Origin of the sequence: Ekhidna sp., assembly GCF_965227465.1 — a bacterium.
In the GTDB taxonomy this organism is placed as follows: Bacteria; Bacteroidota; Bacteroidia; order Cytophagales; family Cyclobacteriaceae; genus Ekhidna.
In genome coordinates this window covers 3,518,538-3,542,265 of sequence record NZ_OZ245746.1, presented here as the reverse complement: position 1 = coordinate 3,542,265, position 23,728 = coordinate 3,518,538, and the positions used below count along the sequence as shown (strand labels likewise).

11 protein-coding genes are annotated in these 23,728 nt (G+C 42.7%); 5 read left to right on the top strand and 6 right to left on the bottom strand.

What is annotated here, in order from left to right; all coding sequences use genetic code 11:
- Positions 1 to 55: 55 nt before the first annotated feature.
- Positions 56 to 12,292: a hypothetical protein gene (locus ACO05G_RS15685; protein ID WP_421763590.1), complete on the bottom strand. Its 12,237-nt coding sequence runs from the start codon at positions 12,290 to 12,292 to the stop codon at positions 56 to 58.
- Between the two features lie 332 nt (positions 12,293 to 12,624).
- Here ACO05G_RS15685 and rimP point away from each other — a divergent pair, with 332 nt between their 5' ends.
- The 4 genes from rimP (at position 12,625) to ACO05G_RS15665 (ending at position 17,609) form a co-directional block, all read left to right on the top strand.
- Positions 12,625 to 13,065 carry a ribosome maturation factor RimP gene (rimP, locus tag ACO05G_RS15680; RefSeq protein ID WP_348281687.1) on the top strand — a complete coding sequence of 147 codons (441 nt, stop codon included), beginning with the start codon at positions 12,625 to 12,627 and terminating at the stop codon, positions 13,063 to 13,065.
- 1 nt (position 13,066) lies between these two features.
- Complete coding sequence (gene nusA, locus ACO05G_RS15675; protein ID WP_348281688.1) at positions 13,067 to 14,308, top strand: transcription termination factor NusA; 1,242 nt, start codon at positions 13,067 to 13,069, stop codon at positions 14,306 to 14,308.
- A gap of 22 nt (positions 14,309 to 14,330) precedes the next feature.
- The gene (gene infB / locus ACO05G_RS15670) at positions 14,331 to 17,054 is read left to right on the top strand and encodes a translation initiation factor IF-2 (RefSeq protein ID WP_421763589.1); all 2,724 of its coding nucleotides are present in this window, start codon (positions 14,331 to 14,333) and stop codon (positions 17,052 to 17,054) included.
- Positions 17,055 to 17,258: 204 nt separating this feature from the next.
- On the top strand, positions 17,259 to 17,609 hold the full coding sequence (locus ACO05G_RS15665) for a hypothetical protein (RefSeq protein WP_421763588.1): 351 nt from the start codon (positions 17,259 to 17,261) through the stop codon (positions 17,607 to 17,609).
- Here the strand turns inward: ACO05G_RS15665 and ACO05G_RS15660 are convergent.
- The 3 genes from ACO05G_RS15660 to ACO05G_RS15650 all read right to left on the bottom strand — a co-directional run bounded on the left by ACO05G_RS15660 (position 17,606) and on the right by ACO05G_RS15650 (position 20,692).
- Positions 17,606 to 18,334, bottom strand: coding sequence for a HisA/HisF-related TIM barrel protein (locus ACO05G_RS15660; RefSeq protein WP_421763587.1), 729 nt, complete (start codon positions 18,332 to 18,334; stop codon positions 17,606 to 17,608). The genes ACO05G_RS15665 and ACO05G_RS15660 overlap by 4 nt on opposite strands.
- Positions 18,335 to 18,405: 71 nt before the next feature.
- Positions 18,406 to 19,098 carry a response regulator transcription factor gene (locus tag ACO05G_RS15655; RefSeq protein WP_421763586.1) on the bottom strand — a complete coding sequence of 231 codons (693 nt, stop codon included), beginning with the start codon at positions 19,096 to 19,098 and terminating at the stop codon, positions 18,406 to 18,408.
- Positions 19,088 to 20,692 (bottom strand): sensor histidine kinase, encoded by a 1,605-nt coding sequence (locus tag ACO05G_RS15650; RefSeq protein ID WP_421763585.1) that lies wholly within the window; start codon positions 20,690 to 20,692, stop codon positions 19,088 to 19,090. Before ACO05G_RS15650 ends, ACO05G_RS15655 begins: the two co-directional genes overlap by 11 nt.
- Before the next feature lie 140 nt (positions 20,693 to 20,832).
- On the opposite strand from ACO05G_RS15650, the gene ACO05G_RS15645 reads away from it, so the two are divergent.
- On the top strand, positions 20,833 to 21,660 hold the full coding sequence (locus tag ACO05G_RS15645; RefSeq protein ID WP_421763584.1) for a T9SS type A sorting domain-containing protein: 828 nt from the start codon (positions 20,833 to 20,835) through the stop codon (positions 21,658 to 21,660).
- Between the two features lie 55 nt (positions 21,661 to 21,715).
- Here the strand turns inward: ACO05G_RS15645 and ACO05G_RS15640 are convergent, their stop codons facing one another.
- Together ACO05G_RS15640 and ACO05G_RS15635 are read right to left on the bottom strand one after the other, a co-directional pair.
- On the bottom strand, positions 21,716 to 22,402 hold the full coding sequence (locus tag ACO05G_RS15640) for a response regulator transcription factor (protein WP_421763583.1): 687 nt from the start codon (positions 22,400 to 22,402) through the stop codon (positions 21,716 to 21,718).
- The gene (locus tag ACO05G_RS15635) at positions 22,395 to 23,630 is read right to left on the bottom strand and encodes a sensor histidine kinase (protein ID WP_421763582.1); all 1,236 of its coding nucleotides are present in this window, start codon (positions 23,628 to 23,630) and stop codon (positions 22,395 to 22,397) included. Before ACO05G_RS15635 ends, ACO05G_RS15640 begins: the two co-directional genes overlap by 8 nt.
- Positions 23,631 to 23,728 lie beyond the last annotated feature (98 nt).

Genomic DNA, 23,728 nt, shown 5'->3' with positions numbered 1-23,728 from the left:
CCTGTGTTGGTGATACCTGCGGTAGTTGTAGCTCCTGTTACTCCAAGCGTACCGCCTACGGTTGCGTGTTGGTTACATCGACTCCATTGGTAGTCGAAACGACCAGTTGCTCGGTACCCGTGATGACGACATCACCTTCAGCGAGTGAAGTGGTGATGGTGTTTCCATCGATGTAGGCTTCTTGCAGATCCTGATTACCTACTTGTGCATCGACATAGGTTTTGACAGCTTGCTCGGTAGGGATGGAGTTGTCTGAGTTGTCAACAAGTGTACCATCGATTGAGATGTCATTGACAGTCGTTCCTGTTGCTAATCCGAGTGTCCCACCCACAGTAAGGTTATTGGTAACTCCTGCGCTGTTAAGCGTAGCAGCTCCAGTGGTAGAGAGAGTACCCGTTCCGACATTACCTGTGTTGGTAATACCTGCAGTAGTTGTAGCTCCTGTTACTCCAAGTGTTCCACCCACAGTTGCATTGTTGGTAATACCTGCACTGTTTAAAGTAGCAGCTCCAGTGGTAGAGAGAGTACCCGTTCCGACATTACCTGTGTTGGTGATACCTGCGGTAGTTGTAGCTCCTGTTACTCCAAGCGTACCGCCTACGGTTGCGTTGTTGGTTACATCGACTCCATTGGTAGTCGAAACGACCAGTTGCTCGGTACCCGTGATGACGACATCTCCTTCAGCGAGTGAAGTGGTGATGGTGTTTCCATCGATGTAGGCTTCTTGCAGATCCTGATTACCTACTTGTGCATCGACATAGGTTTTGACAGCTTGTTCGGTAGGTAGTGCTGTGTTGCTGTTGTCAACCAACGTTCCATCTGTGCTGATCTCGGATACATTCTGACCCGCATCAAACTGCAATCCGTTGGTGCCATTCAGCTGAGTGACTCCACCGACGGTAAGGTTATTGGTAACTCCTGCGCTGTTAAGCGTAGCAGCTCCAGTGGTAGAGAGAGTACCCGTTCCGACATTACCTGTGTTAGTGATACCAGCAGTGGTAGTAGCTCCTGTTACTCCGAGTGTTCCACCCACAGTTGCATTGTTGGTTACGTTGAGATTACCACCCAATACATCCACTCCGTTCTGGGCATCTATGTTACCATCAAAGTTTGCAGCTTCGTCTACATCGAGTGTACCCCGAATGTTGGTAGCAACGCCAGTAGCGGCAAGACTTGTAGCTCCAGCTACGTCAAGTGCACCGTTTAAGTCGGTACCATTGGCTACCTGGATGCCTACATCATTATTGAAGTTCACCACATTGGTGCCGGTAACAACCATGGGGTTGTCAGTTGTGTTGATCTGAGTCTCATCTAATTGGGTGAGTCCATCGACATCCAAATTATCCGGAGAGAAAGAACCAGAGATATTGATGTTAGTACCTGTGAGGTTGATGTCATCTGCAGCAGTAAGGTCTATGTTACCAGAAGTGGTGGTAGTTAAAGCGACATTGCTGGCATCCTGGGTTACGGTAACGCCACTGTTACCAGTTACAGCCAAAGGGCCATCGGTGGTATTGATAGCAACCTGATCGAGAGTGGTGGCTCCATCTACATCGAGTGCTCCGGTTACATTGGTGTTGTTGGTTACGTTTAAGTTGCCACCTAAGACATCCACTCCGTTCTGGGCATCTATGTTACCATCAAAGTTCGCTGCTTCGTCTACATCCAAGGTGCCACGCACATTGGTAGCAACGCCAGTAGCGGCCAGACTTGTAGCTCCAGCTACATCTAAAGTTCCATCGACATCTGCATTGTTGGTTACGTTGAGATTACCACCCAATACATCCACTCCGTTCTGGGCATCTATGTTACCATCAAAGTTTGCAGCTTCGTCTACATCGAGTGTACCCCGAATGTTGGTAGCAACGCCAGTAGCGGCAAGACTTGTAGCTCCAGCTACGTCAAGTGCACCGTTTAAGTCGGTACCATTGGCTACCTGGATGCCTACATCATTATTGAAGTTCACCACATTGGTGCCGGTAACAACCATGGGGTTGTCAGTTGTGTTGATCTGAGTCTCATCTAATTGGGTGAGTCCATCCACATCCAAATTATCTGGAGAGAAAGAACCAGAGATGTTGATGTTAGTACCTGTGAGGTTGATGTCATCTGCAGCAGTAAGGTCTATGTTACCAGAAGTGGTGGTAGTTAAAGCGACATTGCTGGCATCCTGGGTTACGGTAACGCCACTGTTACCAGTTACAGCCAAAGGGCCATCGGTGGTATTGATAGCAACCTGATCGAGAGTGGTGGCTCCATCTACATCGAGTGCTCCGGTTACATTGGTGTTGTTGGTTACGTTTAAGTTGCCACCTAAGACATCCACTCCGTTCTGGGCATCTATGTTACCATCAAAGTTCGCTGCTTCGTCTACATCCAAGGTGCCACGCACATTGGTAGCAACGCCAGTAGCGGCAAGACTCGTAGCTCCAGCTACATCTAAAGTTCCATCGACATCTGCATTGTTGGTTACATTGAGATTACCACCCAATACATCCACTCCGTTCTGGGCATCTATGTTACCATCAAAGTTTGCAGCTTCGTCTACATCGAGTGTACCCCGAATGTTGGTAGCAACGCCAGTAGCGGCAAGACTTGTAGCTCCAGCTACATCAAGAGCACCGTTTAAGTCGGTACCATTGGCTACCTGGATGCCTACATCATTATTGAAGTTCACCACATTGGTGCCGGTAACAACCATGGGGTTGTCAGTTGTGTTGATCTGAGTCTCATCTAATTGGGTGAGTCCATCCACATCCAAATTATCTGGAGAGAAAGAACCAGAGATGTTGATGTTAGTACCTGTGAGGTTGATGTCATCTGCAGCAGTAAGGTCTATGTTACCAGAAGTGGTGGTAGTTAAAGCGACATTGCTGGCATCCTGGGTTACGGTAACGCCACTGTTACCAGTTACAGCCAAAGGGCCATCGGTGGTATTGATAGCAACCTGATCGAGAGTGGTGGCTCCATCTACATCGAGTGCTCCGGTTACATTGGTGTTGTTGGTTACGTTTAAGTTGCCACCTAAGACATCCACTCCGTTCTGGGCATCTATGTTACCATCAAAGTTCGCTGCTTCGTCTACATCCAAGGTGCCACGCACATTGGTAGCAACGCCAGTAGCGGCAAGACTCGTAGCTCCAGCTACATCTAAAGTTCCATCGACATCTGCATTGTTGGTTACATTGAGATTACCACCCAATACATCCACTCCGTTCTGGGCATCTATGTTACCATCAAAGTTTGCAGCTTCGTCTACATCGAGTGTACCCCGAATGTTGGTAGCAACGCCAGTAGCGGCAAGACTTGTAGCTCCAGCTACGTCAAGTGCACCGTTTAAGTCGGTACCATTGGCTACCTGGATGCCTACATCATTATTGAAGTTCACCACATTGGTGCCGGTAACAACCATGGGGTTGTCAGTTGTGTTGATCTGAGTCTCATCTAATTGGGTGAGTCCATCCACATCCAAATTATCTGGAGAGAAAGAACCAGAGATATTGATGTTAGTACCTGTGAGGTTGATGTCATCTGCAGCAGTAAGGTCTATGTTACCAGAAGTGGTGGTAGTTAAAGCGACATTGCTGGCATCCTGGGTTACGGTAACGCCACTGTTACCAGTTACAGCCAAAGGGCCATCGGTGGTATTGATAGCAACCTGATCGAGAGTGGTGGCTCCATCTACATCGAGTGCTCCGGTTACATTGGTGTTGTTGGTTACGTTTAAGTTGCCACCTAAGACATCCACTCCGTTCTGGGCATCTATGTTACCATCAAAGTTCGCTGCTTCGTCTACATCCAAGGTGCCACGCACATTGGTAGCAACGCCAGTAGCGGCCAGACTTGTAGCTCCAGCTACATCTAAAGTTCCATCGACATCTGCATTGTTGGTTACGTTGAGATTACCACCCAATACATCCACTCCGTTCTGGGCATCTATGTTACCATCAAAGTTTGCAGCTTCGTCTACATCGAGTGTACCCCGAATGTTGGTAGCAACGCCAGTAGCGGCAAGACTTGTAGCTCCAGCTACGTCCAGTGCACCGTTTAAGTCGGTACCATTGGCTACCTGGATGCCTACATCATTATTGAAGTTCACCACATTGGTGCCGGTAACAACCATGGGGTTGTCAGTTGTGTTGATCTGAGTCTCATCTAATTGGGTGAGTCCATCCACATCCAAATTATCTGGAGAGAAAGAACCAGAGATATTGATGTTAGTACCTGTGAGGTTGATGTCATCTGCAGCAGTAAGGTCTATGTTACCAGAAGTGGTGGTAGTTAAAGCGACATTGCTGGCATCCTGGGTTACGGTAACGCCACTGTTACCAGTTACAGCCAAAGGGCCATCGGTGGTATTGATAGCAACCTGATCGAGAGTGGTGGCTCCATCTACATCGAGTGCTCCGGTTACATTGGTGTTGTTGGTTACGTTTAAGTTGCCACCTAAGACATCCACTCCGTTCTGGGCATCTATGTTACCATCAAAGTTCGCTGCTTCGTCTACATCCAAGGTGCCACGCACATTGGTAGCAACGCCAGTAGCGGCAAGACTCGTAGCTCCAGCTACATCTAAAGTTCCATCGACATCTGCATTGTTGGTTACGTTGAGATTACCACCCAATACATCCACTCCGTTCTGGGCATCTATGTTACCATCAAAGTTTGCAGCTTCGTCTACATCGAGTGTACCCCGAATGTTGGTAGCAACGCCAGTAGCGGCAAGACTTGTAGCTCCAGCTACGTCAAGTGCACCGTTTAAGTCGGTACCATTGGCTACCTGGATGCCTACATCATTATTGAAGTTCACCACATTGGTGCCGGTAACAACCATGGGGTTGTCAGTTGTGTTGATCTGAGTCTCATCTAATTGGGTGAGTCCATCCACATCCAAATTATCTGGAGAGAAAGAACCAGAGATGTTGATGTTAGTACCTGTGAGGTTGATGTCATCTGCAGCAGTAAGGTCTATGTTACCAGAAGTGGTGGTAGTTAAAGCGACATTGCTGGCATCCTGGGTTACGGTAACGCCACTGTTACCAGTTACAGCCAAAGGGCCATCGGTGGTATTGATAGCAACCTGATCGAGAGTGGTGGCTCCATCTACATCGAGTGCTCCGGTTACATTGGTGTTGTTGGTTACGTTTAAGTTGCCACCTAAGACATCCACTCCGTTCTGGGCATCTATGTTACCATCAAAGTTCGCTGCTTCGTCTACATCCAAGGTGCCACGCACATTGGTAGCAACGCCAGTAGCGGCAAGACTCGTAGCTCCAGCTACATCTAAAGTTCCATCGACATCTGCATTGTTGGTTACATTGAGATTACCACCCAATACATCCACTCCGTTCTGGGCATCTATGTTACCATCAAAGTTTGCAGCTTCGTCTACATCGAGTGTACCCCGAATGTTGGTAGCAACGCCAGTAGCGGCAAGACTTGTAGCTCCAGCTACATCAAGAGCACCGTTTAAGTCGGTACCATTGGCTACCTGGATGCCTACATCATTATTGAAGTTCACCACATTGGTGCCGGTAACAACCATGGGGTTGTCAGTTGTGTTGATCTGAGTCTCATCTAATTGGGTGAGTCCATCCACATCCAAATTATCTGGAGAGAAAGAACCAGAGATGTTGATGTTAGTACCTGTGAGGTTGATGTCATCTGCAGCAGTAAGGTCTATGTTACCAGAAGTGGTGGTAGTTAAAGCGACATTGCTGGCATCCTGGGTTACGGTAACGCCACTGTTACCAGTTACAGCCAAAGGGCCATCGGTGGTATTGATAGCAACCTGATCGAGAGTGGTGGCTCCATCTACATCGAGTGCTCCGGTTACATTGGTGTTGTTGGTTACGTTTAAGTTGCCACCTAAGACATCCACTCCGTTCTGGGCATCTATGTTACCATCAAAGTTCGCTGCTTCGTCTACATCCAAGGTGCCACGCACATTGGTAGCAACGCCAGTAGCGGCAAGACTCGTAGCTCCAGCTACATCTAAAGTTCCATCGACATCTGCATTGTTGGTTACATTGAGATTACCACCCAATACATCCACTCCGTTCTGGGCATCTATGTTACCATCAAAGTTTGCAGCTTCGTCTACATCGAGTGTACCCCGAATGTTGGTAGCAACGCCAGTAGCGGCAAGACTTGTAGCTCCAGCTACGTCAAGTGCACCGTTTAAGTCGGTACCATTGGCTACCTGGATGCCTACATCATTATTGAAGTTCACCACATTGGTGCCGGTAACAACCATGGGGTTGTCAGTTGTGTTGATCTGAGTCTCATCTAATTGGGTGAGTCCATCCACATCCAAATTATCTGGAGAGAAAGAACCAGAGATATTGATGTTAGTACCTGTGAGGTTGATGTCATCTGCAGCAGTAAGGTCTATGTTACCAGAAGTGGTGGTAGTTAAAGCGACATTGCTGGCATCCTGGGTTACGGTAACGCCACTGTTACCAGTTACAGCCAAAGGGCCATCGGTGGTATTGATAGCAACCTGATCGAGAGTGGTGGCTCCATCTACATCGAGTGCTCCGGTTACATTGGTGTTGTTGGTTACGTTTAAGTTGCCACCTAAGACATCCACTCCGTTCTGGGCATCTATGTTACCATCAAAGTTCGCTGCTTCGTCTACATCCAAGGTGCCACGCACATTGGTAGCAACGCCAGTAGCGGCCAGACTTGTAGCTCCAGCTACATCTAAAGTTCCATCGACATCTGCATTGTTGGTTACGTTGAGATTACCACCCAATACATCCACTCCGTTCTGGGCATCTATGTTACCATCAAAGTTTGCAGCTTCGTCTACATCGAGTGTACCCCGAATGTTGGTAGCAACGCCAGTAGCGGCAAGACTTGTAGCTCCAGCTACGTCCAGTGCACCGTTTAAGTCGGTACCATTGGCTACCTGGATGCCTACATCATTATTGAAGTTCACCACATTGGTGCCGGTAACAACCATGGGGTTGTCAGTTGTGTTGATCTGAGTCTCATCTAATTGGGTGAGTCCATCCACATCCAAATTATCTGGAGAGAAAGAACCAGAGATATTGATGTTAGTACCTGTGAGGTTGATGTCATCTGCAGCAGTAAGGTCTATGTTACCAGAAGTGGTGGTAGTTAAAGCGACATTGCTGGCATCCTGGGTTACGGTAACGCCACTGTTACCAGTTACAGCCAAAGGGCCATCGGTGGTATTGATAGCAACCTGATCGAGAGTGGTGGCTCCATCTACATCGAGTGCTCCGGTTACATTGGTGTTGTTGGTTACGTTTAAGTTGCCACCTAAGACATCCACTCCGTTCTGGGCATCTATGTTACCATCAAAGTTCGCTGCTTCGTCTACATCCAAGGTGCCACGCACATTGGTAGCAACGCCAGTAGCGGCCAGACTTGTAGCTCCAGCTACATCTAAAGTTCCATCGACATCTGCATTGTTGGTTACGTTGAGATTACCACCCAATACATCCACTCCGTTCTGGGCATCTATGTTACCATCAAAGTTTGCAGCTTCGTCTACATCGAGTGTACCCCGAATGTTGGTAGCAACGCCAGTAGCGGCAAGACTTGTAGCTCCAGCTACATCAAGAGCACCGTTTAAGTCGGTACCATTGGCTACCTGGATGCCTACATCATTATTGAAGTTCACCACATTGGTGCCGGTAACAACCATGGGGTTGTCAGTTGTGTTGATCTGAGTCTCATCTAATTGGGTGAGTCCATCGACATCCAAATTATCCGGAGAGAAAGAACCAGAGATATTGATGTTAGTACCTGTGAGGTTGATGTCATCTGCAGCAGTAAGGTCTATGTTACCAGAAGTGGTGGTAGTTAAAGCGACATTGCTGGCATCCTGGGTTACGGTAACGCCACTGTTACCAGTTACAGCCAAAGGGCCATCGGTGGTATTGATAGCAACCTGATCGAGAGTGGTGGCTCCATCTACATCGAGTGCTCCGGTTACATTGGTGTTGTTGGTTACGTTTAAGTTGCCACCTAAGACATCCACTCCGTTCTGGGCATCTATGTTACCATCAAAGTTCGCTGCTTCGTCTACATCCAAGGTGCCACGCACATTGGTAGCAACGCCAGTAGCGGCCAGACTTGTAGCTCCAGCTACATCTAAAGTTCCATCGACATCTGCATTGTTGGTTACGTTGAGATTACCACCCAATACATCCACTCCGTTCTGGGCATCTATGTTACCATCAAAGTTTGCAGCTTCGTCTACATCGAGTGTACCCCGAATGTTGGTAGCAACGCCAGTAGCGGCAAGACTTGTAGCTCCAGCTACGTCCAGTGCACCGTTTAAGTCGGTACCATTGGCTACCTGGATGCCTACATCATTATTGAAGTTCACCACATTGGTGCCGGTAACAACCATGGGGTTGTCAGTTGTGTTGATCTGAGTCTCATCTAATTGGGTGAGTCCATCCACATCCAAATTATCTGGAGAGAAAGAACCAGAGATATTGATGTTAGTACCTGTGAGGTTGATGTCATCTGCAGCAGTAAGGTCTATGTTACCAGAAGTGGTGGTAGTTAAAGCGACATTGCTGGCATCCTGGGTTACGGTAACGCCACTGTTACCAGTTACAGCCAAAGGGCCATCGGTGGTATTGATAGCAACCTGATCGAGAGTGGTGGCTCCATCTACATCGAGTGCTCCGGTTACATTGGTGTTGTTGGTTACGTTTAAGTTGCCACCTAAGACATCCACTCCGTTCTGGGCATCTATGTTACCATCAAAGTTCGCTGCTTCGTCTACATCCAAGGTGCCACGCACATTGGTAGCAACGCCAGTAGCGGCAAGACTCGTAGCTCCAGCTACATCTAAAGTTCCATCGACATCTGCATTGTTGGTTACATTGAGATTACCACCCAATACATCCACTCCGTTCTGGGCATCTATGTTACCATCAAAGTTTGCAGCTTCGTCTACATCGAGTGTACCCCGAATGTTGGTAGCAACGCCAGTAGCGGCAAGACTTGTAGCTCCAGCTACATCAAGAGCACCGTTTAAGTCGGTACCATTGGCTACCTGGATGCCTACATCATTATTGAAGTTCACCACATTGGTGCCGGTAACAACCATGGGGTTGTCAGTTGTGTTGATCTGAGTCTCATCTAATTGGGTGAGTCCATCGACATCCAAATTATCCGGAGAGAAAGAACCAGAGATATTGATGTTAGTACCTGTGAGGTTGATGTCATCTGCAGCAGTAAGGTCTATGTTACCAGAAGTGGTGGTAGTTAAAGCGACATTGCTGGCATCCTGGGTTACGGTAACGCCACTGTTACCAGTTACAGCCAAAGGGCCATCGGTGGTATTGATAGCAACCTGATCGAGAGTGGTGGCTCCATCTACATCGAGTGCTCCGGTTACATTGGTGTTGTTGGTTACGTTTAAGTTGCCACCTAAGACATCCACTCCGTTCTGGGCATCTATGTTACCATCAAAGTTCGCTGCTTCGTCTACATCCAAGGTGCCACGCACATTGGTAGCAACGCCAGTAGCGGCCAGACTTGTAGCTCCAGCTACATCTAAAGTTCCATCGACATCTGCATTGTTGGTTACGTTGAGATTACCACCCAATACATCCACTCCGTTCTGGGCATCTATGTTACCATCAAAGTTTGCAGCTTCGTCTACATCGAGTGTACCCCGAATGTTGGTAGCAACGCCAGTAGCGGCAAGACTTGTAGCTCCAGCTACGTCCAGTGCACCGTTTAAGTCGGTACCATTGGCTACCTGGATGCCTACATCATTATTGAAGTTCACCACATTGGTGCCGGTAACAACCATGGGGTTGTCAGTTGTGTTGATCTGAGTCTCATCTAATTGGGTGAGTCCATCCACATCCAAATTATCTGGAGAGAAAGAACCAGAGATATTGATGTTAGTACCTGTGAGGTTGATGTCATCTGCAGCAGTAAGGTCTATGTTACCAGAAGTGGTGGTAGTTAAAGCGACATTGCTGGCATCCTGGGTTACGGTAACGCCACTGTTACCAGTTACAGCCAAAGGGCCATCGGTGGTATTGATAGCAACCTGATCGAGAGTGGTGGCTCCATCTACATCGAGTGCTCCGGTTACATTGGTGTTGTTGGTTACGTTTAAGTTGCCACCTAAGACATCCACTCCGTTCTGGGCATCTATGTTACCATCAAAGTTCGCTGCTTCGTCTACATCCAAGGTGCCACGCACATTGGTAGCAACGCCAGTAGCGGCAAGACTCGTAGCTCCAGCTACATCTAAAGTTCCATCGACATCTGCATTGTTGGTTACATTGAGATTACCACCCAATACATCCACTCCGTTCTGGGCATCTATGTTACCATCAAAGTTTGCAGCTTCGTCTACATCGAGTGTACCCCGAATGTTGGTAGCAACGCCAGTAGCGGCAAGACTTGTAGCTCCAGCTACATCAAGAGCACCGTTTAAGTCGGTACCATTGGCTACCTGGATGCCTACATCATTATTGAAGTTCACCACATTGGTGCCGGTAACAACCATGGGGTTGTCAGTTGTGTTGATCTGAGTCTCATCTAATTGGGTGAGTCCATCGACATCCAAATTATCCGGAGAGAAAGAACCAGAGATATTGATGTTAGTACCTGTGAGGTTGATGTCATCTGCAGCAGTAAGGTCTATGTTACCAGAAGTGGTGGTAGTTAAAGCGACATTGCTGGCATCCTGGGTTACGGTAACGCCACTGTTACCAGTTACAGCTAAAGCACCATCGGTGGTATTGATAGCAACCTGATCGAGAGTGGTGGCTCCATCTACATCGAGTGCACCTGATATTGTAGCATCATTATTGACGTTGATTGTTGTGAACGAAGCATCGGCCGGAGTATTTGAACCAATAGAGGATCCGTCGATGGTTGTGTTATCAATATCACCGCCATTAATTGTTAAATCATCATCAACTTCATCATCCTCGACAGCTCCAGCTACCAAATCCGTAAAACCTGCGTTGTTAATTTCAAGATCTCCAGAAACCGGGACACTATTTAAAGTAGTCCCATTTCCAATTAAGATATTTCCATCGGCCGAGGCATCTAATTCACTTTCATTGTTTGTGTTGTCACCGACTAGAATGCTTCCTTCTGTAAGGTCATTTTCGCTATCTATTGAGGTGTCCACATAATTTTTTGTGGCAGCATCTTGAGTTAAAGTTGGATCTGCCAGGTTGTTGATTTGTGAATCTCCTAAGTCAACATTTTGATTAGCAGCATCAAACCCACTGATGGGAATGTTAGCCTTATCGAGATCTTCATTCTGAATAGATCCGTCCAAAATTTCTGAAGTGGTGACAGCACCATCTGAAATCTCGGGCGATCCAACTGCGTCGGTATTGATTTGAAGATCAATTTGAGTTCCTTGATTCTGAGCAGAAATATCACCTCCAACAGGAAGCCCTTCAGCTACATTGCTTGAATTGCCAATGTAGAGATTGTCTTGATTAAGTGATGAAGAGGTGAATTCAGATCTGTCAGACCAGACAGGATTTCCTGAGCCATCTACAGTAAGTACGGAGTTGTCATTCCCTTCGGTATTGATTTTTGAAATGGTAATGGTACCATTTGCGATATCTTCATTTTGAATAGACCCATCAACAATGTTGGCTGATCCTATCTCAATAGTCACCTCAGATATTCCAGTAACTCTTCCCTTTTGGTCGACTACTAGTTCCAAGACATTGAATGCATCAGTGCCGTAAGTGCCTGCCGAAATAGTAGGTACGTTTTCAAGTTTTGCACCGGTTACAGCGAAATCAGAGATCTTTTCAGTTGTAACTGCTCCGCTACTAATCTTATCTGCAACTATAGCCCCATTATTGATTTTTTCTGTGGTAACGCTACTATTCTGAATTTTTGGAGTTGTCACTGCTCCATCGGCAATTCTATTTTCAACCACAGCCCCTAATTTTATCGTTGGATTTGGATAGCTTCCTGTCAGATCCCCACCTGCATTTGCATTATTAATAAGTCCAAGTCCTGCCTTCCAGACACCTTCACTCCAAAAATAAAATAACCTTTCACTGGTGTCAAAAACCATCAAACCATTATCCTGATTTGACAACAAGGCACTCATTGAAATTCTTTGAGTTGTTGTTACCCTCGGCACCAAAAATCCTTGATTGGAATTTGGCGAAACGAGTTCAAGTACAGCATTTCGGTTTGGGTTGGTTGTATTAATACCAACAGAGTTATCCTGGGCATTTGAAATAATGCAGGAGACTATGAGTGCAGTGGTAGCTGCGAGCTTTATAAACTTCATAATGGGGGATAATTTAAAGACTAAGGCTAACCTTAATAAGGATTAGGACTTCTTTGGTTTTATGGTTAAAAAAATAGGGCAGTGAGTCTACTTCAATAACTGGTCGTAAAAGTTATTGTAAGCAGCCATAATTTCCAAAAAATCAGTACGTTAACGGCGCAACTTTAGACGAACGGCTAAATTTCTTTTTTGAATTTTCATTTTGTCGTTCGAATTGGAGTTTTTTTGGTGGATTACTCGTATTTTGACATTAGTTTCATACCTTTGTATCTAATTACATTAAAGTATTCCGAAAGAGGGGACATCAGTCCCCTCTTTTTATTGATAGTAGTGTGTTAGAGAATAAGGTCAAAGCGTTAGCTGAAAAAGCCATTGAAGATGAGCAAGATTTGTTTCTTGTTGATGTAAAGATTAAAGGGAATTCAGGAAATCAAAAAGTCCTGGTCTTTGTTGACGGGAATAACGGAATTTCAATTGATCAGTGTAGTAAAGTGAGTAGGTATATTGGGAATGAAATTGAGGAAGAAGAGCTGATTGAAGGGAAGTATACTTTGGAGGTTTCTTCACCTGGGTTAGATTTCCCACTGACATTGCACCGCCAATACATTAAAAATATTGGAAGAGATTTAACTATAGAGTTAACAGATGGAACGCTACTAGAGGGAGAACTTAAAGTAGTAGATGATGATGAGATCTTGATTAATGGAAAAGATGAAAGATCGATTCAGTTTATAGATATAAAACAATCAAAAGTAAAAGTATCATTCAAGTAAGATGGAAGCGTCAGTATTAATTGATTCGTTTGCGGACTTTGCTAGAGGTAAAAACATTGACCGCCCAACAATGATCAGAATTCTGGAAGATGTATTCAGAACGATGATTCGTAAAAAGTATGAAACAGATGATAATTTCGATATTGTTATAAATGCTGACAATGGAGATCTTGAAATTTGGAGGTTCCGTGAGATTGTTGACGATAATTCGGAAGACATTTGGGATCACGATAAAATAAGTTTGACCGATGCGAGACAAATCGAACCTGATTTTGAGATTGGGGAAGAAGTAGCAGAGGAAATCAAATTAGAAGACTTTGGTAGAAGAGCTGTTATGACGGCACGTCAGACGCTAATTCAGAAAATCAAGGATCTTGAGAAGGATATTTTATTCCAGAAATACAAAGACTTGGTTGGAGAAATTATTCAAGGGGAGGTCTATCAAGTATTAGGCAGAGAAGTATTGCTGACAGACGGTGAGGGCAATGAGCTGACCGTTCCCAAGGGAGAACAAATTCCGAAGGATCGATATAGAAAAGGCGATACAGTAAGAGCGATTGTTCACCGAGCTGAGATGGTAAATGGGAATCCCAAAATTCTTTTATCAAGAACTTCTCCAGTATTCCTTGAGAGGCTTTTTGAAGCAGAAGTGCCTGAGGTTTATGATGGATTAATTACCATTAAAAACGTAGTTAGAGAGCCAGGAGAAAGGGCTAAAGTTGCTGTTGAGTCATACGATGATAGAATTGATCCCGTAGGAGCATGTGTTGGGATGAAAGGGTCCAGAATTCACTCAATTGTGAGAGAATTACAAAACGAGAACATTGATGTCATCAATTTTACCGATAATCTAGAGCTTTATTTAGCTAGGGCATTAAGTCCAGCTAAGATCACTAGTATGAAAATCAGTGAGGAGAAAGATCGGGTTTCTGTATATCTCAAGCCAGATCAAGTATCTTTAGCAATTGGAAAAGGTGGCCAGAACATTAAATTGGCAAGTAAATTAGTTGGGATGGAAATCGATGTTTTCCGTGAGTTAGACGAGTCCTCTGAAGAGGATGTGGATCTAGATGAATTTACTGATGAACTAGAAGATTGGGTGATAGATGAACTTAAGCGAGTTGGGTTAGATACGGCAAAGAGCGTATTGAAGCTCAGTACTGATGATCTAGTAAGAAGAACGGATTTAGAAGAAGAAACTGTACATGAATTAATTCGGGTTCTAAGCCAGGAATTCGAATAAACTTTAATTTTGGAGTGCTTATATGGCAGAATACAGATTAAGTCAAGTAGCTAGAAAGCTAAACGTAGGAAAGAATACTATTCTGGAATTTTTGAAGGAAAAGGGTCATGAAGTTGATTCTAATCCGAACTCAAAAATTCCACAGGATCAGTATGATATGCTTGCGCGTGAGTTTGCGGATTCTGCTCACGATAAAGAAGAAGCGTCCGAACTCACTATCGGCGGAAAAACCGACAATTTGGTTATAAACGCTGATAAGACTCCTGTTCAAGATAAATCTGAAGATGAGCGAATCCTCATAAAAGATAATGTCGCTTCGGATTCACAACCAGAGAAAATTTCAGCAAAAACAAAGCTTGATGGTCCTAAAGTTGTAGGCAAAATTGACCTGAACAAAAAGAAGGAAGAGCCGGCCAAAGAGGAAGCTAAAAAGGAAGAGCCAAAGGTTGAAAAGAAAGAAGAAGTAAAAGAGGCCAAGAAAGTAGAGGAAAAAAAGAAGGAAGAGCCATCTAAAGAGGAGCCTAAAAAAGAGGAGCCAAAGGTTGAGAAGAAAGAAGAAGTAAAAGTGGCACCTAAAGAAGAAAAGCCGAAGGAAGAAGAGAAGGCACCCGTAAAAGAGGTTATAAAAGCAAAAGCAGACTCCTTACGCGGACTTAAGGTTCTTGATAAGATTGAACTACCGAAAGATAAACCGAAACCAGTTGCTTCCTCTGATTCTAATCAGGACAGGAAAAAAAGACCGAGAAAAAGAATTCAGTCTGCAGGTGGGCCTCCGCCTCGGGGTAGAGTGGACAATAGGGGAGGAAGAACTCAGACAGGAAGAAAAACTGAGGAACTTTCAGATAAGGAAATTCAGGATAAGATTAAAGCTACCCTTGCTAAACTAAGCGGAGGAAGTGGAAAAGGTGGATCTCAACGCTCCAAATACAGAAAAGATAAGCGATCTGCCAAAGCAGAAGCAGAAGAAGAAAGACAACTTCAGGCAGAAGAAGCATCAAAAACACTTCATGTAACAGAGTATATCTCTGCTAATGACTTAGCCTCTTTGATGGATGTTACAGCGAATGATGTGATTTCGGCATGTATGTCACTTGGCATGTTTGTGTCAATCAATCAGCGCTTAGATGCAGAGACAATCACTGTAATAGCTGATGAATTTGGTTATGAGGTTGACTTCACTGAAGCCAAGGAAGAAACCGATATTGTAGAAGAGAAGGACGATGAAAAGGAGTTAGTAGATCGAGCACCTATTGTTACAATAATGGGTCACGTAGATCATGGTAAAACTTCATTACTGGACTACATCAGAGATTCAAAAGTAACTGAAGGTGAGGCTGGAGGAATTACTCAACATATTGGAGCTTACGATGTGATGACTGAAAGTGGTAAAAGAGTAGCTTTTCTGGATACCCCAGGTCACGAAGCATTTACTGCGATGAGAGCCAGGGGTGCCAAGATCACAGATGTGGCCATTATTGTGGTTGCTGCTGATGACTCTGTGATGCCCCAAACTAAGGAGGCTATCAATCATGCTCAAGTTGCTGGAGTTCCCATTGTCATTGCCATCAATAAAGTGGATAAGCCAAATGCTAATCCTGAGAAGATCAAGGAAGATTTATCTAATATCAACATTCTGGTTGAGGATTGGGGTGGTAAGTATCAATGTCAGCATGTTTCTGCTAAGACAGGTGAAGGTATTGATGAATTACTAGATAAAGTTTTGCTTGAAGCTGAATTATTGGAATTAAAAGCTAACCCTGATAAGCCAGCGGTTGGTTCTGTTGTAGAGGCGTCACTTGATAAGGGTAGAGGATACGTATCCACGATTATGGTACAAGCGGGTACGCTTCGTGTTGGAGATGTATTACTTGCCGGGCCTTATTTTGGTAAGGTTAAAGCGATGTTTGACCATCGTGGGCATAAACTGGATACAGCTGGGCCATCAACCCCTGTTTTAATGCTAGGACTGGACGGAGCACCTCAGGCAGGTGATAAGTTCAACGTGATGGAAAGTGATCGAGAGGCGAGAGAAGTTGCCAATAAGCGTGAGCAGATCTTGAGAGAACAGTCTATCAGAACCAAGAAGCACATTACGCTTGATGAAATTGGAAGAAGACTGGCAATTGGAAGCTTTAAGGAGCTCAATGTTATTGTCAAAGGTGACGTGGATGGTTCTATAGAAGCATTGGCAGATTCACTTCTGAAACTTTCGACTGAGGAAGTGCAGGTAAATATCCTTCACAAAGCTGTTGGTCAGATTTCAGAATCGGATGTACTACTTGCATCTGCTTCGGATGCGGTAATTGTTGGTTTCCAAGTAAGACCTTCAGGAGGTGCAAGAAGACTTGCTGAAACTGAGGAAATTGAGATTAGACTTTATTCGATCATTTACGATGCAATTAATGATGTAAAAGATGCAATGGAGGGAATGCTCGAGCCTACCAGTGAAGAGGTAATCACTGGAAACATTGAAGTTCGAGATGTTTTCAAGATTTCCAAAGTTGGTACAGTAGCCGGATGTTATGTTACTGATGGAATCGTGAAGCGTTCAAATCAGGTTCGATTGGTAAGAGATGGTATTGTGGTCTACACAGGAGAAATTAATCAGCTTAAGAGGTTCAAAGAGGATGTTTCTGAAGTGAAGAATGGATATGAGTGTGGTTTGAGCATCAAAAATTTCAATGACATTAAAGTTGGAGATATCATCGAAGGCTTTGAAGTAAAAGAAGTGAAACGAACTTTATAGTTTTAATAATGAAATTAATAGCCCATCTACTTCGATAGATGGGCTTTTTTATAGCTTACATTTCTGTTTGATTATATTAGAATCAAAGTCATCTAATTTCATTTATACTTGATCATTATTTAGTACAAAATGCAGATTAAGTTTTTTTAAAAAAGTAAACCTTCAACCGTTTTTTTCGTTACTTTGTTGATTAAGATGAAAATCTTGAGAAGATACCTACACATATGGACTGCTCTCATAACTGTTTTCGCAGTTAACTTAGCACTAGCTAATTCTAGTAGCAATTATCAGGAGCAAGAGCAGGACGGAAGAAGAAAATCGAATCAAACAATGATTCGTCCAGACGGTGAAGTGGGATCCGAATCCGATCAAAACCTACAAATTGAATCTTCTGAAGCTAATTCTTCACAAAATGAAGGTGGCCGAACCAATTCAATAAATATTGAGAATTCTGATGCTAAAGTTGATTCATTGGAAGACGATTCAGTTAGCAAATACAACTTTATTTTCTACTTCCTGTATAAGTTTAAATATGATACAGAGGAGTCTCCCTAGGCTACTATTGCCTGGTAGTTGTCAATATCATCCAGTGATATGGATCCTTCGTAAAATGCCTTTCCAAAAATAACTCCGTATAGTCCAAGGTCACGGAGCTTTTTTATGTCGTCCATTTGTCTCACACCTCCGCTAGCAAATATGCATAGGTCGGGAAATTCAGCTAACAGCTTTTTATAAAGATCAAAAGAAGGTCCTTCCATAGCTCCATCTTTCGATATGTCGGTTGTTTTCAGATATTTCAAACCTCTATCGTAGAAGTAAGAGATATGACTAAAAAGATCTTTGGATGTGGCTTTTTGCCAGCCTCTTATCCTGATTTTTCCTTTAAGACTATCTGCAGCTAACGCCACTTTTTCTCTACCATACGACATCAACCAATTTGCAAATTGTTCTTTATTGGATACGGCTACTGATGCAGCAGTTATACTCTCTGCTCCATACTCAAATGCCTTGAGGACGTCTCCGTCTGTATGTAGGCCTCCTGTAAAATTAATCTTCAAATCTGTGTATGCAGACACCATATGAAGGATGTCATAATTTACTGAAGTACCTTTTCTGGCACCATCTAAATCAATCAAATGAATGCGTGAAATTCCATGATCTTCAAATTGTTTAGCGACATCAATTGGGGTATTCTCATAGACTTTTTCACTTGAGTAGTCTCCTTGAGTGAGGCGAATTGTTCTGCCTTCAATAACGGATATTGATGGTACTAATAGCATAATAAGTTAGAATTGGTCCTTAAATAGAAAAACGCTTCTTCTAAAGTTACTAAATCTTGGTCAGATTTGACTCAATTTACTTCCACTAATTTGAATCCTTCTCCGTGAATTGTAAGTATTTTGAGGCTAGGTTCATCCTGAAGGTATTTTCTGATTTTCGCGATATAGACATCCATGCTTCTTGCATTAAAATAGCTATCATCTTTCCAGATTTTTTTTAATGCTATGCTACGCTCTACTGTCTTGTTTACATTCTCAAAAAATATTTTTAAAAGCTCATTTTCCTTGGTTGTAAGATTGATTTCCCTTTTAGGAGTAATGAGCCTATTTTCCTGATAATAATAGGTGAGATTCGCTATTTCAAAAGGGTTGGGGAAAGGTTCTTCATCCTCCTTTTTTACAGACCTCTTCAACACTGCCTGAATTCTTAAGAGCAATTCTTCCATGCTAAAAGGCTTGGTCATGTAGTCGTCAGCGCCAATGGTAAAACCTTTGATGATGTCTTGTTTCATTGACTTGGCGGTCAAGAAAATAATTGGAGTTTCATCGTCCTGCTGTCTTATTTCTTTGGCCAAAGTGAAGCCATCTTTTTTAGGCATCATCAAATCCAGTATGCAAAGGTCAAAAGTATCCTTTTGAAATGCTACCCCTCCTTCTTCACCATCTCTCTTGAGGGTTGTGTCAAATCCTTTTAGTCCGAGATACTCACTCAAAATTTCTCCAAGATTGGGGTCATCTTCTACTATTAATAATCTAGGCTTCATTTGCTAATGGTAAAGTGATTGAAAATTTACTTCCTTTTCCGGGTTCACTGTCTACATGAATTTTGCCCCCGTGAGCCTCAACAATTCGTTGTACATAGGCAAGACCTAATCCAAATCCCTTGACGTTGTGTAAATCTCCGGTAGGGACCCGATAAAATTTTTCAAAAATATGTTTTTGCTGTTCGCGTGTCATCCCAATCCCTTTATCATGAATAGAAATGATGAAATCTTCCTCATCTGAAGCTGTTCGCAGCGTAATATTCGGGGCTTCCGGAGAATACTTATTCGCATTGTCTAACAGATTAAGTATGATATTGGTGAGATGCATTTCGTCACCTTGAATGACATCCTTCTCTGCTTTTTCAATCATATTAAGCCGCCCTCCTCTTTGCTCTACTTGTATGGCAATATGATCGGCAGCACTCTTCACCATATCGCTCATGCGAATAAGCTCCTGCTTCAAATTATAATCTTTCCGATCAATTGCGGCTATTTGAAGTACTTTCTCTACCTGATCGCCTAACCGTTTATTCTCTTCTCCTATTACTTTGATGTACTTACTTCTAAGCTTACTCTGCTCAATGTCTTTATCGTTCAAAGCTTCCACTGCCAATGAGACGGTAGATATCGGGGTTTTGAGCTCATGAGTCATATTGTTAATGAAATCATTCTTCATCTCAGATAGCTTTTTCTGACGCACAATGGTACGAATGCTATATCCAAAGCAAAACAGGATTACTACTACCAAAAATCCTGAGCTGACCATTGCAGACCATACTTTGCTCATGAGGTAGCCTTGTTTTCCTGGAAAATCAATGATGAGCATGCTATCATTTCCGAATATATCATTTGGAAACAAGGAAGCTCTGAGATCACTTCGTTCCAAATCAGGTTTTTTTTGATTTCGTGTCAAAAGTAAAAACTGATCCGCGTGAGGTTGTAAAACTCCGTAATCATAATCTATATCTATTCCTTTACTGTTTAGCTCATTCTTGAGAAGAGAATCCAGCTGATTTGGATTGAATCTCGAAGAGATCGATCGATTTGGACCCATCAAATCCTTGACAACATCAAATGTAAGCTCATATTTGCGCGAAACCTTCGCCAGCTTATTTTCCAGCTGTTCTATTTTCACATCTCGCTCATCAATCATTTGTTCGATGTTTGTTCCCGGAGGTGGCGGAACTTGCTCGTAAAAATAATTATCAGCGATACTTGAAAAATTCACTACGAATTCAAAGCCACCCTCGTTTACTGTATCTGCAAAAAAGAATATCTGTTGATTCCCCTGTCTGATTATTTCTGTTTTACCTGAAACTCTTCTTTTTTCTTCCTGAATTTGTCTTAAACGGATATTTTCTTCATTCCTTTCATGAATCGGTGAGTTGAGATAGTTTAGTTTCTGTAGCGCTGCATAGGTCTCCTGCTTCTCGAGTTTATTCGCAACTGTATTTAGTGCATCCAGCACGTCCTTTCGGAACCGCTCCTCGTTTGCCGCCACTAACGAATCAATCCAATAGAGTTGAAAGGAGATCAGCCCAATCATGGCGAGCCCCATTAATCCGATTATCCATCTAAGTGTCTTTCGCTGCATATCCCAAAAATACGATGATGCGTCAAGTGTAGTTCATCTTTAACCATTTTTAACAAGGATTAACGACTGATTAACAGCAACATACAAGCTGAGTGCGTACTTTCGATTATCTAAATTTTAGATTCAAAACTCAGAATAATATGAAAACGAAATCTTTAATACTAATGCTGGCCATGGCACTATCGGGTAGTGCAATGGCACAGAAAAATGACGATGGAAAAATCATCGTAGAAATCACCAAGAACATAAACGGTGAAAAAAAAACCTTTAAAGGAGAATATAACAGCACCGAAGAGATGCATGCTGATCCAAATTATCGGGAGTTTGCGGGTGATCAAGAGGATTTCAATTTTTGGTTTGGAGACAATGATGGGGACGATGTGTTTTTACATCTTGACCAAATGCGAGATCATAATAAGTCATTTTTCAAATTCTTTGGCGATGATGCGGATGATGAAAATTTCTTTTTTAGAAGTATTGATGGAGATTCGATTGAAGGCTTTTTTAACCTTCAATTAGATGACATGGACTTAGAGGAATATAAGGAACATATGAAAAGCCTTGGTATTGAACTTGATAAGATGCTCAATAGATTCAAACATTCGGATAGTAAACGCCATGTTCGAGTGATCGAATTAAAACGGATTAAGATTTCTGATGTGGATGATGAGTTTGGAAAAAAGGGGAAGGTTGACAATGGAAATTTGCTGCAATTGGAAGATCTGAGTTTTTATCCAAATCCTTCATCCAATGGCCGGTTTAAGGTTCGATTTAATGTCATGGATGAGGGAGAGCTAAGTATTAAAGTTTCCAGCCTGGAAGGTAAAGAAGTATTTAGCAGATACTTTGAAAGATTTGGTGGCCAATATTCTGAAATGATTGACTTATCTGGTCAAAAGGAAGGAATTTATCTGCTGGAAATAAGTCAGGGAAGAAAGCGACTGACCAAAAAAATCGTAATTAATTAAGCATGTTTATGTGCCGATTCTCAGAGAGGAATCGGCTTTTTTATTTTGCTTTTGCTTAGTCTGAAATAATTAGACAAAATCCAACTCCATGATGATTCCTAATTTCTAACGTACTATCCTCTTTTAAGTACTTTCTGAGACGAGTTATAAAGACATCTAAACTTCTTCCTTTAAAATAATCATTTTCACCCCATATCGTTTCCAGGATTACTTCTCTTTTTAGGAGCTCGTTTTTATTTCGGATAAGGAGGCTCAGGAGGCTACCCTCCATTTGGGTCAGTGATTGTCGGTGATCCTGATAGGTATAAATCAGATTTTTCTCATCAAATGTGGACTGCCCAAAATCCAGTTTTTGAGTTGGCTGGGTTTTATCTTTTGATATATTTCTTCTCAAAAAGACATTGATTCGATACTCAAGTTCTTTCATAGAAAAAGGCTTTGCTACATAATCATCACCACCAACTTCGAACCCTGACAATCGATCTGATTCTTGAGATTTTGCAGTTAGAAACAGTATTGGGATGAAGTTATCAACTTCTCGAATTTTAGCGGCAAGTTCAAATCCATCCATTTTAGGCATCATTACGTCGAGTACGCAGATTTCAAAAGAACCTTTCTGGAATTCCTCGATAGCCTGAATTCCATCTTTGCTCCACCTGACATCATGACCCAACGTTTGAAGGTTATCTTCAATCATAAATCCAAGATTTTCATCATCCTCTGCAAGTAAGATTTTAGCCATTTGGTATCGTTATTTTGAATGTACTCCCAACACCAGGTTTGGATTTAAGTGATATTTTTCCTTTTAACTTTTTAACCTCTGAGGCCACAATATGCAGTCCAAGACCAAACCCTTTCTGATTATGCTGATTGTTGTTTTCAGGTACTCTGAAGAATTTTTTAAATACTTGTTTTTGATATTCCGGAGCTATACCTGATCCATTATCACTTATGGATATTTCCGTTTTTTTATCACTTTGATGAGCTTCAATCGATATCTCTTTTCCTCCATATTTAACCGCATTATCAATCAGGTTGCGTAAAATATTTTCTAATAATTTCAGGTTGGTGTAAATCTGCTTTGAGATACTGATGGTCAATTTCCAATCAATCATTTGATTAGAATATTGCTCTTTAACCTCTTTGATCAATGGATCTAAAAATTGATCAATATCGACCAGCTCTTTTTTTATTGTCGCATCACTTTCAGCAAGTGACGAATGTAGAATATCCTCCACATTTTTTTGAAGTCTGGAAACTTCCTTTTTTATGATTTGAACATACTTATTATTTCCTTCTGTATTTCTTTCAGCTAAAGTCGAGGATGCTAGTGAGAGTGTAGCTAAAGGGGTTTTCAGCTCGTGACTTACGTTATTGATAAAATCTCGTTGGACCTCACTGAGTCTTTTCTGCCTTAATATGACAAAGAGTGCAAACCCAAAGAATATGATCACCACAAGCGATATTGCTGACGTGAATTTCCAGAGATCAAATCCGGCAATCAGACTTCTTGATTTATCGGGAAAATAGATCCCAAAATAGTACTCATCGTTTTTCAGAACTGGCATTATGTCTTGACTTCTTTCTCCTCCAAGCCTGACATTTTCGGCATACACCATACGATCATTAGCACAGTCGTATACCCCATATTCAAAATCCTGTGAAATCGATCTTTTCTTGATTTCTGCAGATATTAAATATTCTAGATTAGTAAGGTCAATTTTGTCATTTGTTCTGACAATAAAGTAATTACCTGATACTTGTTCAATTGGATTAACAGCAGGAAAATCTTTTCCGTTGGCTTCACATAGAGACTCAACCACATTTCTCAGTGCTACCTGCACATTGTAGTTGAACACCTGGTCTTGTTGTGCGATGGCACGGTTGAGCCAAAAAACCTGAGTGCCAACTATGCCCAGAAGTGAGAGAACTGCAAGAATGACTAAAACCCGGATATGTACATTCCTCATAGATCCAAAAGTAACTACTCTTTATGGTTGGAAATTGGGTTTAACAACTCATTAACAATCATTAAGAGGTCATTAACATAGAATTGGTTGTTCACAAT

Excerpts from the sequence above, each read along its gene's own strand:
- ACO05G_RS15655 (WP_421763586.1), bottom strand. The coding sequence starts at position 19,098 with ATGAAGCCTAGATTATTAATAGTAGAAGATGACCCCAATCTTGGAGAA.
- ACO05G_RS15685 (WP_421763590.1), bottom strand. The coding sequence starts at position 12,292 with ATGAAGTTTATAAAGCTCGCAGCTACCACTGCACTCATAGTCTCCTGC.
- nusA (WP_348281688.1), top strand. The coding sequence starts at position 13,067 with ATGGAAGCGTCAGTATTAATTGATTCGTTTGCGGACTTTGCTAGAGGT.
- infB (WP_421763589.1), top strand. The coding sequence starts at position 14,331 with ATGGCAGAATACAGATTAAGTCAAGTAGCTAGAAAGCTAAACGTAGGA.
- ACO05G_RS15660 (WP_421763587.1), bottom strand. The coding sequence starts at position 18,334 with ATGCTATTAGTACCATCAATATCCGTTATTGAAGGCAGAACAATTCGC.
- ACO05G_RS15645 (WP_421763584.1), top strand. The coding sequence starts at position 20,833 with ATGAAAACGAAATCTTTAATACTAATGCTGGCCATGGCACTATCGGGT.
- ACO05G_RS15640 (WP_421763583.1), bottom strand. The coding sequence starts at position 22,402 with ATGGCTAAAATCTTACTTGCAGAGGATGATGAAAATCTTGGATTTATG.
- ACO05G_RS15635 (WP_421763582.1), bottom strand. The coding sequence starts at position 23,630 with ATGAGGAATGTACATATCCGGGTTTTAGTCATTCTTGCAGTTCTCTCA.
- ACO05G_RS15650 (WP_421763585.1), bottom strand. The coding sequence starts at position 20,692 with ATGCAGCGAAAGACACTTAGATGGATAATCGGATTAATGGGGCTCGCC.